14 protein-coding genes and 1 pseudogene are annotated in these 12,459 nt (G+C 67.2%); 8 read left to right on the top strand and 7 right to left on the bottom strand.

Features of this window, described 5'->3' with window-relative positions:
* Together DIE21_RS10400 and DIE21_RS10395 are read left to right on the top strand one after the other, a co-directional pair.
* Positions 1 to 150 (top strand): annotated as a pseudogene (locus DIE21_RS10400) (helix-turn-helix domain-containing protein); the annotation flags it as partial.
* Positions 151 to 1,015: 865 nt separating this feature from the next.
* Entirely contained in the window at positions 1,016 to 1,723 is a 708-nt protein-coding gene (locus tag DIE21_RS10395; RefSeq protein WP_124497617.1) for an SDR family NAD(P)-dependent oxidoreductase, read from the top strand.
* 111 nt (positions 1,724 to 1,834) lie between these two features.
* On the opposite strand, the gene DIE21_RS10390 is transcribed toward DIE21_RS10395, so the two are convergent.
* Positions 1,835 to 2,767: a LysR family transcriptional regulator gene (locus DIE21_RS10390; protein WP_124497616.1), complete on the bottom strand. Its 933-nt coding sequence runs from the start codon at positions 2,765 to 2,767 to the stop codon at positions 1,835 to 1,837.
* Between the two features lie 299 nt (positions 2,768 to 3,066).
* Between DIE21_RS10390 and DIE21_RS10385 the strand changes: the two genes are divergently transcribed.
* The 5 genes from DIE21_RS10385 to DIE21_RS10365 all read left to right on the top strand — a co-directional run bounded on the left by DIE21_RS10385 (position 3,067) and on the right by DIE21_RS10365 (position 5,905).
* Positions 3,067 to 3,531, top strand: a complete 465-nt coding sequence (locus tag DIE21_RS10385) for a RidA family protein (RefSeq protein WP_124497615.1) — start codon at positions 3,067 to 3,069, stop codon at positions 3,529 to 3,531.
* Between the two features lie 273 nt (positions 3,532 to 3,804).
* Complete coding sequence (locus DIE21_RS10380) at positions 3,805 to 4,224, top strand: organic hydroperoxide resistance protein (RefSeq protein WP_124497614.1); 420 nt, start codon at positions 3,805 to 3,807, stop codon at positions 4,222 to 4,224.
* A 66-nt stretch (positions 4,225 to 4,290) separates the two neighbouring features.
* Positions 4,291 to 4,617 (top strand): DUF4148 domain-containing protein, encoded by a 327-nt coding sequence (locus DIE21_RS10375; protein WP_124497613.1) that lies wholly within the window; start codon positions 4,291 to 4,293, stop codon positions 4,615 to 4,617.
* Between the two features lie 73 nt (positions 4,618 to 4,690).
* Entirely contained in the window at positions 4,691 to 5,020 is a 330-nt protein-coding gene (locus tag DIE21_RS10370; protein ID WP_124497612.1) for a DUF4148 domain-containing protein, read from the top strand.
* A 141-nt stretch (positions 5,021 to 5,161) separates the two neighbouring features.
* Entirely contained in the window at positions 5,162 to 5,905 is a 744-nt protein-coding gene (locus tag DIE21_RS10365) for a GNAT family N-acetyltransferase (protein ID WP_124497611.1), read from the top strand.
* 114 nt (positions 5,906 to 6,019) lie between these two features.
* Here the strand turns inward: DIE21_RS10365 and DIE21_RS10360 are convergent, their stop codons facing one another.
* The 4 genes from DIE21_RS10360 to DIE21_RS10350 form a co-directional block, all read right to left on the bottom strand.
* On the bottom strand, positions 6,020 to 6,475 hold the full coding sequence (locus tag DIE21_RS10360; RefSeq protein WP_124497610.1) for a MarR family winged helix-turn-helix transcriptional regulator: 456 nt from the start codon (positions 6,473 to 6,475) through the stop codon (positions 6,020 to 6,022).
* A gap of 127 nt (positions 6,476 to 6,602) precedes the next feature.
* Entirely contained in the window at positions 6,603 to 6,746 is a 144-nt protein-coding gene (locus tag DIE21_RS37160) for a hypothetical protein (RefSeq protein WP_185640560.1), read from the bottom strand.
* The gene (locus DIE21_RS10355; protein ID WP_124497609.1) at positions 6,743 to 7,114 is read right to left on the bottom strand and encodes a GFA family protein; all 372 of its coding nucleotides are present in this window, start codon (positions 7,112 to 7,114) and stop codon (positions 6,743 to 6,745) included. The genes DIE21_RS37160 and DIE21_RS10355 overlap by 4 nt, the downstream gene beginning before the upstream one ends.
* A 174-nt stretch (positions 7,115 to 7,288) precedes the next feature.
* The gene (locus DIE21_RS10350) at positions 7,289 to 8,389 is read right to left on the bottom strand and encodes a nitronate monooxygenase family protein (protein ID WP_124497608.1); all 1,101 of its coding nucleotides are present in this window, start codon (positions 8,387 to 8,389) and stop codon (positions 7,289 to 7,291) included.
* 697 nt (positions 8,390 to 9,086) lie between these two features.
* On the opposite strand from DIE21_RS10350, the gene DIE21_RS10345 reads away from it, so the two are divergent.
* A complete protein-coding gene (locus DIE21_RS10345) occupies positions 9,087 to 10,544 on the top strand; it encodes an MFS transporter (RefSeq protein WP_124497607.1) in 1,458 nt (485 codons plus the stop codon).
* Positions 10,545 to 10,603: 59 nt separating this feature from the next.
* Here DIE21_RS10345 and DIE21_RS10340 read toward each other — a convergent pair whose 3' ends face one another.
* Positions 10,604 to 11,497 (bottom strand): LysR family transcriptional regulator, encoded by an 894-nt coding sequence (locus DIE21_RS10340; RefSeq protein WP_124497606.1) that lies wholly within the window; start codon positions 11,495 to 11,497, stop codon positions 10,604 to 10,606.
* Between the two features lie 118 nt (positions 11,498 to 11,615).
* Positions 11,616 to 12,443: an alpha/beta hydrolase gene (locus tag DIE21_RS10335; RefSeq protein WP_124497605.1), complete on the bottom strand. Its 828-nt coding sequence runs from the start codon at positions 12,441 to 12,443 to the stop codon at positions 11,616 to 11,618.
* Positions 12,444 to 12,459 lie beyond the last annotated feature (16 nt).

Genomic DNA, 12,459 nt, shown 5'->3' with positions numbered 1-12,459 from the left:
ATGCGAGAACTCGACCGTCTGAAGGTAATCCAGGCTGTAGTGGATTTGGGCCTGAGGCCTGGCCGCGCGGCCGAACGGCTGGAGTTGACGACACGACAGATTCGCCGGCTGGTCGCCCGGTTGCGTGAGCACGGCTTGGCAGGATTTGTGTGAGGACGCAAGCCGGTGGCGTTCTACCGCGACAAGGCATGATCGAAACGTGTTCCAGCTCGTGGTCGCGCGCAATCGCGTAAAGCAAATCCGCGCACGCGGTTGCGCTCCGGGCGTCCGGGGCAAGCGAGTCGACAACGGCAAGCGCCACGTCCCAGAACGCCTCCCAACGGCCGTACTCGCATTCCCGTTCGGCGCTTCGCTGGTGGGCCGGGTATAGCGCCGCCCATTCCCCCTGAATTTTTCGGCCGGAGCAAGCATCTGGCATGAATGGATCGGCATCGTCCGGCGCGGGCGATATCGGATCGCATCTGCGGATCCGGGCAGATTTGCGCCAGTTTGGGTCGCGTTACGAGTGCCGGATAGCGCACCGAGCATGCGCATCCGGCGGTAGCCCTGCCCTGATCCGCTTTTCGGAGCCATCCGATGATGCGTGTGAAGGTTCGGTCAGACGCGTTTTCAGACTCGAGACTTTGTGCAAACAATGAAGCTATTGTGATAAGAAAAGTTATCCGGATAGCATCGACAAACGAACGAAGTGCCCAATGTGTCACGAGCAAACCAGCACGCAGCGTTCGCAGCATTTGACCGCGCAAACGTCCGGATTCACGACGATTCGACGCGCGTCATCGCACTATTGCCGGCTCGTTGGCGGTCACGTCGAGCCATCTCTACCCACACCGCTGCTGCACCGATCGCCGCCGCGGCCGTCCCCGCACTTCCCCGCATTTGTTCCTGCGACGCAAGACTGTTGGTCCACGGTGGGTGTTCGAACTCCGGCCCGGCGCGCCTAGAGTCTGGTCCATCGGATTCATCGATCCGGTCGGCACTGAAGCCGAAAACCAGTCACCTGTCGAGGCATCTCATGAGCACTTCCAAAGTCATCATCGTCACCGGCGCATCGCAAGGCATCGGTGCTGAAACGGTCAACGCATTCCGCGCACTGGGCCATCGGGTGGTCGCGACGTCCCGTTCGATCGGGCCGTCGGACGATCCCGATCTCGTCACCATCGCGGGCGACATCGGCGAGCCGCCGGTCGCGCGGCGTGTGGTCGACACCGCCATCGAGCGCTTCGGCCGGGTCGACACGCTCGTCAACAACGCCGGCATCTTCATCGCGAAGCCGTTCACGCAGTACACGGCGGACGACTATGCGGCCATCACCCGCGTGAACCTGGACGGCTTCTTCCACGTCACGCAGTGCGCGATCGCGGCGATGCAGCGGCACGGCAGCGGACACGTGGTCAGCATCACGACGAGCCTCGTCGACCACGCGAACAGCAACGTACCGTCGGTGCTCGCATCGCTGACGAAAGGCGGCCTCAATGCGGCGACGAAGTCGCTCGCGATCGAGTATGCGAAGGCCGGCATCCGCGTGAACGCCGTGTCGCCCGGCATCATCAAGTCGCCGATGCATGCACCCGACACGCATGCGATGCTCGCATCGCTGCATCCGGTCGGCCGGATGGGCGAGATGAGCGACATCGTCGGCGCGATCCTGTATCTCGATTCAGCGCCGTTCGTCACCGGCGAGATCCTGCATGTGGACGGCGGCCAGAGCGCCGGGCACTGAGCGCACGGTAGCGAGAACGCGCCGGCGCGGATGGCGCGAGGCGGCCCGCCAGCGGCGCAGCCGTGCCGTTCGCGCCCCTCCCCGCCCCGTTGCCGGTGTGACCGGACGCGGCTAGCGCGCCCGCTTGCCGGGCGCCTGCTCCAGATGTTCGATGAGAAAGTCGACGAAGACGCGTACACGCGACGACAGATAGCGTGCATGCGGATACAGCAGCACGAACGGCCGCGACCGCCCGCCCTGGCCGGACAGCACCTCCGTGAGCGTGCCCTCCCGCAGGTCCCGTTCGACGATGAAGCGATAGGTCTGGAACAGGCCCGCGCCGCTGCGTGCGAGCGTGACGCCGGCGAGGACGTCGCCCGATGCGCCGTAGCCGCCGGTCGTCGCGATTTCGATTTCCGCCGCGCCGTCGTCGAACAGCCACGGAATCGGCCGGCCGCTGCTCGGGAGCTCGAACTGGATGCATTCGTGCGCGTGCAGATCGTCGATGGCGCGCGGCACGCCGGCGCGCTTCAGGTAGCCGGGCGTTGCGACGACGACGAGTTCGGCGTCCTCCAGCGTGCGCGCGACGAGGCTCGAATCCGCCGGCGCACGGCCGCGGATCGCAAGATCGAAGCCCTCCTCGGCGAAGTCGATGTTGCGGTTGCTCAGATGCGTGTCGACGCGTACGTCCGGGTATCGCTCGCGAAACGCGGGCAGCAGCGGCAGCACGCGATAGTGTCCGTAAGGCGTCGGCATGCTGATGCGCAGCACGCCCGCCGGGGTTGCCTGCTGGCCCGTTGCTTCGCGCTCCGCATCGACGAGCTGCGACAGCGCATCACGGCATTGCTCGAAGTAGCGCCGCCCGGAATCGGTCAGGCGGATCTGGCGCGTCGTCCGTACGAACAGGCGGACACCGAGACGCTCCTCGAGCCGCGCGACCGACCGGCTGACCGCGGCCGGCGTAACGCTCGCCGCGGTCGCGGCGAGCGTGAAGCTGCCGAGTTCGGCTGCCAGGCAGAACAGCTCGATGCTGCCGAGCAGGAGGTCGTCGAATTTTCGTTGCATGAGGGGGCTCCTGCCGTGTCCGGCGCTTCCATCGCCGGACGTCGAGGCAACGAGTGTGCATGAATCCCGGGCGGGAAACCAGCGAGCCGGCGAGCTCGGCAGGCACCACCGGGCGGCGGCGCCTGCATGCGTTCGCGTCGTTTCGTGCCGCGCGCGATTCGTTACATCGTGTGTCGAATCAATTGCGCGAACGATATTTACCGGCCCTGACCGCCTCACTAGAGTGACTCACGGAAGTTCTGGCGAGCGGCGCTTTCGCGCTGCGGCCGACCCATCAACCATCCCAGAAGGAGAACACGATGACGATCGAACAGAAGCTGGCCGAACTCGGCTTCACGCTACCCGAACCGCCGCAACCGCTCGGCAGCTATACCGCCGTCAGCGAAGCCGGCAACCTGTTGTTCGTGTCCGGGCAACTGCCGCTTGCCGACGGCAAGGTGGCCTATACGGGCCGCGTCGGCGAACAACTGAGCGTCGATGACGGTCGACACGCGGCGCAGCTCGCGGCGCTGAACGTGCTCGCGCAGATCAACCGGCACCTGGGCGGGTTCGACCGCCTGCATCACATCGTGCGGGTCGAGGGCCACGTCGCGTCGGCCGACGGCTTCTACGGCCAGCCGGCCGTGATCGACGGTGCCTCCGACCTGTTCGCCGCCGTGCTGGGCGACAAGGCGGGACACGCGCGCTCGGCCTTTTCCCAGCGCCAGTTGCCGGCCGACGCGGCCGTGATCCTGGTCGTGATCGCCGAAATTCGAGCGGCGTAACCGGGTTGCCGCCGCCGAGACAACGCCCCTTCCGGCGGGCGTCTGCCCTGCCCGCCGTGAAATTTCCGCTCGCGCGCCGTCTTATCAATATAAGGGATGCATCGCCGTCGGGCCTTGTCCCGCAAGGCCCGACACGATCCGGATACATTGAAATACAAAATATCGCATACGATTTAATCGAATCCGCTTGACGGCGCTCGACGTCTCGACGAAACTGCATCGCATGCGATCGAATCGCACCTGAGAAAACCTTCCAACCTGACGGAGTGAACGATGAGCAAGATCGAAAAAGTGCTGTACACGGGCAAGACGCACACGACTTCCGGTGGCCGCGACGGCGCGGCGCGCAGTTCCGACGGCCGCCTCGACATCCAGCTGTCGTCGCCGGGCAGCGCCGGCACCGGCACCAACCCGGAACAATTGTTCGCAGCCGGCTGGTCGGCCTGCTTCATCGGCGCGATGCAGCTTGCAGCGCGCGCGGCGAAGGTGACGCTGCCGGCCGACCTCGCGGTCGACACCGAAGTGGACCTGGGCATCGGCGGCAACGCGTACTTCCTGCAGGCCCGCTTGAACGTAAGCGTGCCCGGGCTCGATCGTGACGTCGTGCAGCACATCGTCGACACCGCGCATCAGACCTGCCCGTACTCGAAGGCGACGCGCGGCAACATCGACGTCGAGATCCGCATCGTCTGAGCATTGCATCGGGCGGCCAGGCGCCGCTCTCACGAATGTCCTGCCATTTTCTTGTCGAGGTGAATGATGAAAACCCAATTGATCGCTGCCGTTCTCGTCGCCGTATCCGCTGCCGTTGCCGCGCCGGCCTTTGCCAATGACGCCGTCGTGACCCGTGCACAAGTGCGTGCCGAACTCTTCCAGCTGCAGCAAGCCGGCTATGTGCCGGGCCGTGCGAACGATCCGCACTATCCGGACGACCTGCAGGCGGCGCTGACCCGTATCCACGCGAACGACACCGTCGCGGCCGATGCGTCGGCGTCCGGTTATGGCAGCGACACTGCAGCCGCCACGCAGTCGGGCAGCCGTTCCGTCACGCGTGTCGCCGAGCGCTCGATCTACTTCGGCCATTGAACGAAACCGAGTTCGGCGCCGATTGCCGGCGTGCCGCGCACAACCCTGGACGCACTCTTTTCTACCGAGGTGAATGATGAAGTCCCAACTGATTGCAGCCCTGCTCGTCGCCGTGTCGGCTGCCGTTGCCGCGCCGGCCTTCGCGACCGAAAGCACCGTGACGCGTGCGCAGGTGCGGGCGGAGCTGGCCGCGCTCCAGCAGGCCGGCTATCTGCCGAATCGCCCGAACGATCCGGCCTATCCGGACAACCTGCAGGCAGCGCTGAAGCGGGTTCGCGACAACGACACGACGGCGACCGACACGCAGGCAGCCGGTTATGGCGGCAACGCCGACGGCGCGGCGCAATCCGGCAGTCGCAGCGCGATTCGCACGGCCGAGCGCTCGATCTATTTCGGTCATTGAATGTCGCGACGAAATCGGCGATACCGCCAGTCAAATAAAGCGCATGCGATGTAATCGTATGCGCTTTTTATTCGTCTGCAACATGTGCGGGCGATCGCGTCTATGCTGTGCGACGGACGGCCTTCAATCCAGGAGCAGGCGATGCGGGAAGCAACGACGGGACGCGAAGCAGTCGGATCGCATCCGCTCGACAATGTCGTATGGAATGCGCTCGCCGGCGAGCAGCAGCGTTTCGCACTCGGCGACGAGCGTGCGCGGCGGTTCCCTCCCACGCTCGCGCCGTTTGCCGGCATGGCCGACCGCAGTCCGGTCGCTCTGGACGCGTTGCGCGAACTGGTCGACGCGCACGGACCGGCGGCTCTGGTCACGCCGGACGAGATCACGACGCCGACCGGTTTTTCCGTGGTCCGGCGCGCGATGCTGCATCAAATGATCTGGCGAGGCGCACTCGACGACGCACATCCTTTGGCGCCTGTCCGGCTGAGCGAAGCCGACGTGCCGGAGATGCTCGAGCTGATCGCGGCGACGGAACCGGGCCCGTTCGGGCCGCGCACCGTCGAGTTCGGTGGTTATATCGGTATCCGGAGGCAGGGCCGGCTCGTGGCGATGGCCGGTGAGCGGATGAGAGCCGGCGGCCATGCCGAGATCAGCGCCGTGTGCGTGGATCCCGCGTTTCGGGGCCAGGGCCTCGCAGCCGGACTGATCCGGTCATTGATCGCGGCGATCCGCGCGCGGGAAGAAATGCCGTTCCTGCACGTGCTCACGTCGAATCACATCGCGACCGAGCGCTATCGGGCACTCGGCTTCACGACGCGTCGCGACATGCATTTGCTGGTGCTGGGGCGCGCGGAGACCGGGACGGGCCAGCCGCAGAGCCGGTCGTAACGGACCGGGCGCAGCGGTGCGCCGGTTCCTGGCCGCCGGAAATGTATGGCAATCGCGGAGGGAGCCGGCGGCAATCGCGTCGCCGGCCCGATATCGAAACCTGCGTTTATTCGTCTATTCGTCGATCGAAGCGATCAGGTTGCCGCGCAGCGTGACGATCGCCTTCTGCATCTTCGCGAACTCGTCGGGCTTCAGCCCGGTGGCTTCGACCAGGTTCATGTCGAGCCCCTTCTCGCGCACGCGGCGGCCGCTTTTCGTCAGGCTCACGAGCACCTGGCGCTCGTCCGACGGATCGCGGTGCCGCTCCAGATAGCCCATCGCCTCGAGCTTCTTCAGGATCGGTGTCAGCGTGTTCGACTCGAGAAACAGCTTTTCGCCGAGCTGCCCGACCGTCTGGTTGCCCTCCTCCCACAGCGCAATGATCGTGATGTATTGCGTGTACGTGAGGCCGAGCTCTTCGAGGATCGGCTTGTATGCCTTGCCGAACGCGAGGTTCGTCGAGTAGATCGCAAAACACAGGAACTCGGACAGTTGCGGCGTGGCGGGCGATTGTGCTTCGGTCGGTTTCATGAGCGTCCTCCATCGACACGGGATCGTGTCGCAGATGAACGCATTATATATCGCGTGCGATCTTATCGGGAGCATGATTATCGTTTCCGATCAACAGGATGCGATACGCGCGGCGCCCCGCTCGCGCTCAGTCCCTGCATCCGTCGTTTCGACCCCGGCGATTGCCGGTCCGCGTTCGGCTGATCGACAGCAGCGAACACTGGACCGGATGTGCGATTTCGGTTGCGAGCCCGCCCGCGGCGAACAGCAGGATCATCAGCCAGCGTTTCATGCGTCCTCCACGACGGAAAGGCTCGCGCCGTCGGCGACCGCCGCGTCGAGCGCGTACGGATCGACGCCGTCAAGACAGCCGAGATTGACGCGCCAGCACGCGGGGTCCTTGCGCGTCTGGTGAAACGGATAGATGCCGCACCGGCTGCAGAAATAGTGACGGGCCGTGCGCGTGTTGAAGCGGTAGAGCGTCAGCGCGCCCTCGCCCGCGACGATCTTGAGGTCGGCCGCAGCGAACATCGGGCTCATCAGCGCGCCGCGACGGCGGCAGAGGCTGCAGTTGCAGCGAACCGCCGGCGCAAGCGCGGTCCGGACTTCGAATTTCACCGTGCCGCAGTGGCAGGATCCGTTGAACCATGTCGCAGACATGTCGTGCTCCTCAAGAGGTCATGTCCGCTTTATAGCGGGCCCGGGCCCATGCGTTGTATCGCGCTGTATCCACGCGGCGCGCGGATACAGAACGTTGCAATTTTGTGGCCGTCGATGCGCGTTGCAGTGGCGTAGCGGCGCATTCGCCGAGCGTCGGCGCGCGCGGCCCGGGAATCAGTCCAGCACGTGCTGCAACCGCGCGATGGCCGCTCGCGTCTCGCGCTCGAGCGTCGCGAACAGTTCGGCCGCCGGCAGCGACCGGACGAGCGGCGCCGCCTGCCCGGCCCACTGCGCGCCGTAGCCGAACTCGCCGTTCGCCTTGGCGGCCGCATGCAGCGCTTTGCCGGCGTCGTACGCGATCGGATAGGCCGGCGTGGCCGGTGCATGCGGATCGTCGCCGAGCGCGGTCAGGCGGTTCGCGATGCCGCGCGCGAGGCGGCCGGAAATCGCGGTCGTGAAGGTCGTGCGGCGCGCCGCGTCGCCGAGGAGCGCGCGACGATAGCCGTCGTCGATCGATGTCTCCGGACACGCGACGAAGGCGGTGCCGAGTTGCGCGGCCTGCGCGCCGAGGGCGAGCGCCGCGGCGATGCCGTCGCCGTCCATGATGCCGCCGGCGGCGATCACCGGCAGCGCGCATTCGCGCACGATCAGGCGCGTCAGCGCGAACGTGCCGAGTCCGTCGTCGTGTGCCGTCGAGTCGAACACGCCGCGGTGGCCGCCGGCCTCGATGCCCTGCGCGACGATCGCATCGATGCCGGCCGCGGCGATCTGCCGGGCTTCGTCGAGATTCGTCGCGGCCGCGAACAGCGTGATGCCCGCGCGCTTCAACACGGCGATGGCCTCATCGGACGGCAACCCGAAATGAAAGCTCACGACCGCCGGTTTTTCTTCGACCAGCATCGCGAGCATCGCATCGTCCGCGACGAAGCTCGTGTAGATCTCCGACAGTGACGCCGGCGGCGCCGCGCCCTGTTCGCGGAACGCCGGCGCGAGCCAGTCGAGCCACGCGCGTTCGACGGCGGCGTCGGCACGGGCCGGCTGATGGCAGAACAGGTTGATGTTGAACGGCAGGTCGGTGAGCGCGCGCGTGTCGCGGATCATCGTGCGCGCGCCGTCGGCGTTCGTCGCGCCGACGCCGAGCGAGCCGAGCCCGCCCGCGTTCGACACGGCAGCCGCCAGCGCGGGCGTGCTGACGCCGGCCATCGGCGCCTGGATGATCGGGGTGCGGATGCCGAGCGTGCGCAACAGCGTCCGGTTGTCGGTCGGTCGATTCATGTCGTTGCCTCCTGCAACGTCGGGGATCGGAATGCCGCGGCCGGGTGCCGGCCGAAGTGGCTGGATCGGGTTCGGCACGTGGTGTGCTCACGGCGCTTTGCGCGGAGCCGGCCATGCGAAAGCGGTGTCGGATACGGCGGACGATCGGGCGATGACGCTCGCCCGCGCGCGGCGCGACGCGTTCCCGGATCGTCGCGTCCGAACGGGGCGCGCAACGGCATCCCCGCAACTGCGCCCATGCTACGCCAGTCCGTCGCCCACGGGCCAGCCCGTGATCGGCGCTATCGGCCGCGCACCCGATATGCGAGCGCCGCGCAGGCCGTCAGCCGCGCGGCCGGCGAGCGCGGTCAACATCAGGCAGCCGACGATTACGTTCCAGCTGCCGATCCGATCGCCGAGCGCGCAGCATGACCCATGGTTATCCCTGTCCTTGCGTTCCCGCAGCGGCCGGCCTTGTTTCCGACGCCCGTGGCGCGGGCGTTCCGCAGCCTTTCTGCTCGGGAAAGGGTGCTTGAAGCATCCGCAATTATCGCGCCGCGCAAATTCGCCCACCATGTTTCGGACGATCGGCGCCACTCGCTCATCCGGCCTTTCGCGGGCCCGGCGCGCGCATGCGTCGCGTCGCGCGACCGGCCTGTGATGCCGGCCACGAACGGCCGGGCGTCGCGCCACGGCGAATTGACAATCAGGAGACACGATGAACAGCCAACCCCTCGACCTTGGCGGCACCGCGGGCGGACCCGCGTCCGCCGTACCGCCCGCGGCCCGGGCCGGCGCCGATGCGACGGCCCTGCCCGCCCGCGGCATCACGCTCGGCGAATTCATGGACGACCTGCCGGTCGGTGCGCTACACCGGTTCGTCGTCTGGGTCATCGGCATCGGGCTGTTCTTCGACATGTACGAGATCTTCCTCGTCAGCACGATCGGTTCCGCGCTGCAGCACGAATACGGACTGAGCCGGCAAAGCGCCGATTTCAAGCTGCTGCTGGCATCGGCATTCATCGGGATGTTCGTCGGCGCGATGTGTCTCGGCACCCTCGCCGACCGCATCGGCCGGCGCAAGGCGTTCCTGCTGACGCTCGTCTGGTACAGCGCGTTCTCGCTGATCGGCGCGTTCTCGGTGAACGCCGACATGCTGGTCGCATGCCGGTTCCTGACGGGTATCGGCGTCGGCGCGATCTACCCGGTCGCCGACAGTTTCCTGTCGGAAATCCTGCCGAAGGAGAAGCGCGGACGGCTCGCCGCGTGGGCCTATACGACTTCGTACGTCGCGGTGCCGCTGGTCGGCTTCCTCGCGCTGTGGCTGAACCCGCTGCATGTCGCGGGCGTGGCCGGCTGGCGCATCATCCTCGCGATCGGCAGCCTCGGTGCCGTGTACATGCTGCTGGTCCAGCACCGGCTGCCGGAAAGCCCGCGCTGGCTGCTCGCGCAGGGCCGCATCGCGGATGCGCATGCCGCGGCGCGGCGCTTCGCGGACAGCGCCGGCGTGCGCGTGCCCGAGCAGTTCGCGGCATCGGCCGAGCCGCGGCGCCCGCTGAGCCTCGGCGAGCGCATCGCGCTGCTGCGCCGCCGGCCTTACGGCGCGCGCTACCTGATGCTCGCGGTGTTCCACCTGTTCCAGGGCTTCGGCTATTACGGCTTCGGCACGCTCGCGGGCACGGTCGTCAAGAGCCGCGGGTTCGACGTGACGGACAGCACGTTGTTCATTGCACTGTCGTTCATCGGTTATCCGATCGGCTCGCTGCTGTCGATTCCGCTGCTGAACTGGATCGAGCGCCGCACGCTCGTGATCGTGTCGATCCTGTCGATCGCCGCGTTCGGGCTGTGCTTCGCGTACTCGGGCAATACGGCGCTGATCGTCTGCTTCGGCTTCCTGACGACCTGTGCATCGAACGTGTTCAGCAACGCATATCACGTGTACCAGGCGGAGATCTTCCCGGCGCGCGTACGCTCGACCGCGATCGGCAGCACGTACTCGCTGTCGCGCATCGTCAGCGGCGTGCTGCCGTTCGTGCTGTTGCCGGTGCTGGCCGAACACGGCGCGGGTGCGATGTTCGGCGTGATCTCGGTCGCGCTCGGCATCGTCGCCGTCACGTTGCGCGTGCTCGGGCCGCTGACCACGCGGCGCAGCCAGGACGACATCAACCCGGTATGACGCGGCGACCGGCACGGGGCGTGCGAATGCGCGCCCCGTGCCTCGCGTCGACGGCGCGCTCAGCGCGCCGACATGAAATCGAACAGCTTCGCGATGTCGGTGGTCAGCACGGTGCCGGCCTTCACGCCGACCCACAGCGTGCGCGTGGCCCACGCGTCGTCGAGCTTCACGACCCCGAGCCGCGCGGCGCGCTCGCCGGTTACCGCGTCGCGCGGCAACACGCCGATGCCGAGCCCGGCCTCGATCATCCGGCTCACGCCGTCGAAATTCGATACCTGGATGCGCAGCTTCAGCGAGCGTTCGGCCGCGAATGCGGCATCGGTCATCCGCGCAAGCAGCGAGCTGCCGTCGCTCAGGCCGACGTAGTCTTCATCGAGCGTATCCGCGAAACGGATGCTGTCGTGCGCGGCGAAGCGATGTCCGCGCGGCACGAGCAGCACGAGCTCGTCACGCCGGTACAGCCGGCGTTCGATGCCGGGCGCGGGCACGTTGTCCGCGAACACGCCGAGATCGGCCTTGCCGGCCTCGAGCGCGTCGACGATCTCGTGGCTCAGCCGCTCCTCGAGACTGACCTTGATGCCCGGATTGTCGGTGAGGAATGCGGCGAGATCGGCCGGCAGAAACTGGACGATGGCCGACGTGTTGGTCCACACGTGAATGTGGCCGCGCACGCCGGCGACGTAGTCGCTCATCTCGTGCGCCATCCGGTTGACCTGCTCGATCACCTTCGCCGCATGGTCGAGCAGCGCGCGGCCCGCCGGCGTCAGCTCGACACCGCGCGCATGCCGGACGAACAGCGCGCTGCCGGTCACGCTTTCGAGTTCGGCGATGCGCTTGCTGACCGCGGACAGCGTGAGCTGGCCGTGTTCGGCCGCCTTGGTCAGGCTGCCGTGCTCGGCGACGAGCGCGAACACGCGCAGCGACTGCAAATCGAAATGAAGCGGGTTCACCATGATGAAGGTCCAGGGGAAAGCCGTGCGGCGCGGGCGAATGGCGCCGGACCGGCCTGATGCCGATCATACGCCCGGCCGCGCGGCGCGGATTGGCGCGAATGGGTGCAATCCGGCGCGGTCAGCGCGGCCCGATCGCCTGCAACGCGGCGAGCATCGCACTGTCGGGCGTCGCGAGATCGTCGAGCACCGTGAAGTGCTGCATGCCGGGCAGCCATGCGCGCGCGACCCGCTCGCCGGCCGCTTCGCATGCGTCCGCGTATTCGTGTGCGTGGCGCACGAGTTCCGGCAGCTCGGCCGCGCCGACCGCGATGACGGTCGGCGCGCCGGGCCCGACATGACGCAGCGGGCTGTATGCGGCGATTTCCCGTGCGGTCAGATTCAGTTTGTCGTCGAGCACGGAGAGCGAGATCGGCTCGAGATCGACGAGCGGGCTGATCGCCAGCGCCGATACGACGGCCGGATGCGCGCGATGCACGGCCGTCAGGTGGCCGCCCGCCGAGTGACCGCCCAGGTGGATCGGCCGCCGTGCGGTGCCGATGCCGTCGGGATCGGCCGCGAGATGGTCGAGCAACGTGCCGATCTCGCCGACGATGTCGGTCATCGATGCGGCCGGGGCGAGCGTGTATTCGGCGAGCACGACGTCGAAGCCGCGCGCGAGCGGCCCGGCGGCCGCGTACGCGAAATCCTCCTTCGCGCAGTGCTGCCAGTAGCCGCCGTGAATGAACACGAACAGCGGCGCGCCGGGACGGCCGCACGGCAGCCAGTCGAAGCGCTGCTCGGAACCTGCGCCGTAACGCAGGTCGCGCCGCCCGGGCGTCGCATCGTAAAGCGCCCTGCTGCGTGCCTGGCACGATGCGAGCACGGCCGGGAAATCGGGAATGGCCTTCGTGTTCAGGTAGGCGGCGTCGAGCGCCGCGCGGTCCATGCCGCGATAGAGGATCGTCATGCGGGAAGCGCCTGGG

It is taken from the genome of Burkholderia sp. Bp9140 (assembly GCF_003853425.1).
GTDB lineage: Bacteria > Pseudomonadota > Gammaproteobacteria > Burkholderiales > Burkholderiaceae > Burkholderia.
The sequence above is the reverse complement of the archived record's forward strand: the minus strand, read 5'-3'. Positions and strand labels throughout refer to the sequence as shown.

What these genes read in the sequence shown, in the direction of transcription:
- DIE21_RS10395 (WP_124497617.1), top strand. Translation starts at nt 1,016, where the DNA reads ATGAGCACTTCCAAAGTCATCATCGTCACCGGCGCATCGCAAGGCATC.
- DIE21_RS10390 (WP_124497616.1), bottom strand. Translation starts at nt 2,767, where the DNA reads ATGCAACGAAAATTCGACGACCTCCTGCTCGGCAGCATCGAGCTGTTC.
- DIE21_RS10385 (WP_124497615.1), top strand. Translation starts at nt 3,067, where the DNA reads ATGACGATCGAACAGAAGCTGGCCGAACTCGGCTTCACGCTACCCGAA.
- DIE21_RS10380 (WP_124497614.1), top strand. Translation starts at nt 3,805, where the DNA reads ATGAGCAAGATCGAAAAAGTGCTGTACACGGGCAAGACGCACACGACT.
- DIE21_RS10375 (WP_124497613.1), top strand. Translation starts at nt 4,291, where the DNA reads ATGAAAACCCAATTGATCGCTGCCGTTCTCGTCGCCGTATCCGCTGCC.
- DIE21_RS10370 (WP_124497612.1), top strand. Translation starts at nt 4,691, where the DNA reads ATGATGAAGTCCCAACTGATTGCAGCCCTGCTCGTCGCCGTGTCGGCT.
- DIE21_RS10365 (WP_124497611.1), top strand. Translation starts at nt 5,162, where the DNA reads ATGCGGGAAGCAACGACGGGACGCGAAGCAGTCGGATCGCATCCGCTC.
- DIE21_RS10360 (WP_124497610.1), bottom strand. Translation starts at nt 6,475, where the DNA reads ATGAAACCGACCGAAGCACAATCGCCCGCCACGCCGCAACTGTCCGAG.
- DIE21_RS37160 (WP_185640560.1), bottom strand. Translation starts at nt 6,746, where the DNA reads ATGAAACGCTGGCTGATGATCCTGCTGTTCGCCGCGGGCGGGCTCGCA.
- DIE21_RS10355 (WP_124497609.1), bottom strand. Translation starts at nt 7,114, where the DNA reads ATGTCTGCGACATGGTTCAACGGATCCTGCCACTGCGGCACGGTGAAA.
- DIE21_RS10350 (WP_124497608.1), bottom strand. Translation starts at nt 8,389, where the DNA reads ATGAATCGACCGACCGACAACCGGACGCTGTTGCGCACGCTCGGCATC.
- DIE21_RS10345 (WP_124497607.1), top strand. Translation starts at nt 9,087, where the DNA reads ATGAACAGCCAACCCCTCGACCTTGGCGGCACCGCGGGCGGACCCGCG.
- DIE21_RS10340 (WP_124497606.1), bottom strand. Translation starts at nt 11,497, where the DNA reads ATGGTGAACCCGCTTCATTTCGATTTGCAGTCGCTGCGCGTGTTCGCG.
- DIE21_RS10335 (WP_124497605.1), bottom strand. Translation starts at nt 12,443, where the DNA reads ATGACGATCCTCTATCGCGGCATGGACCGCGCGGCGCTCGACGCCGCC.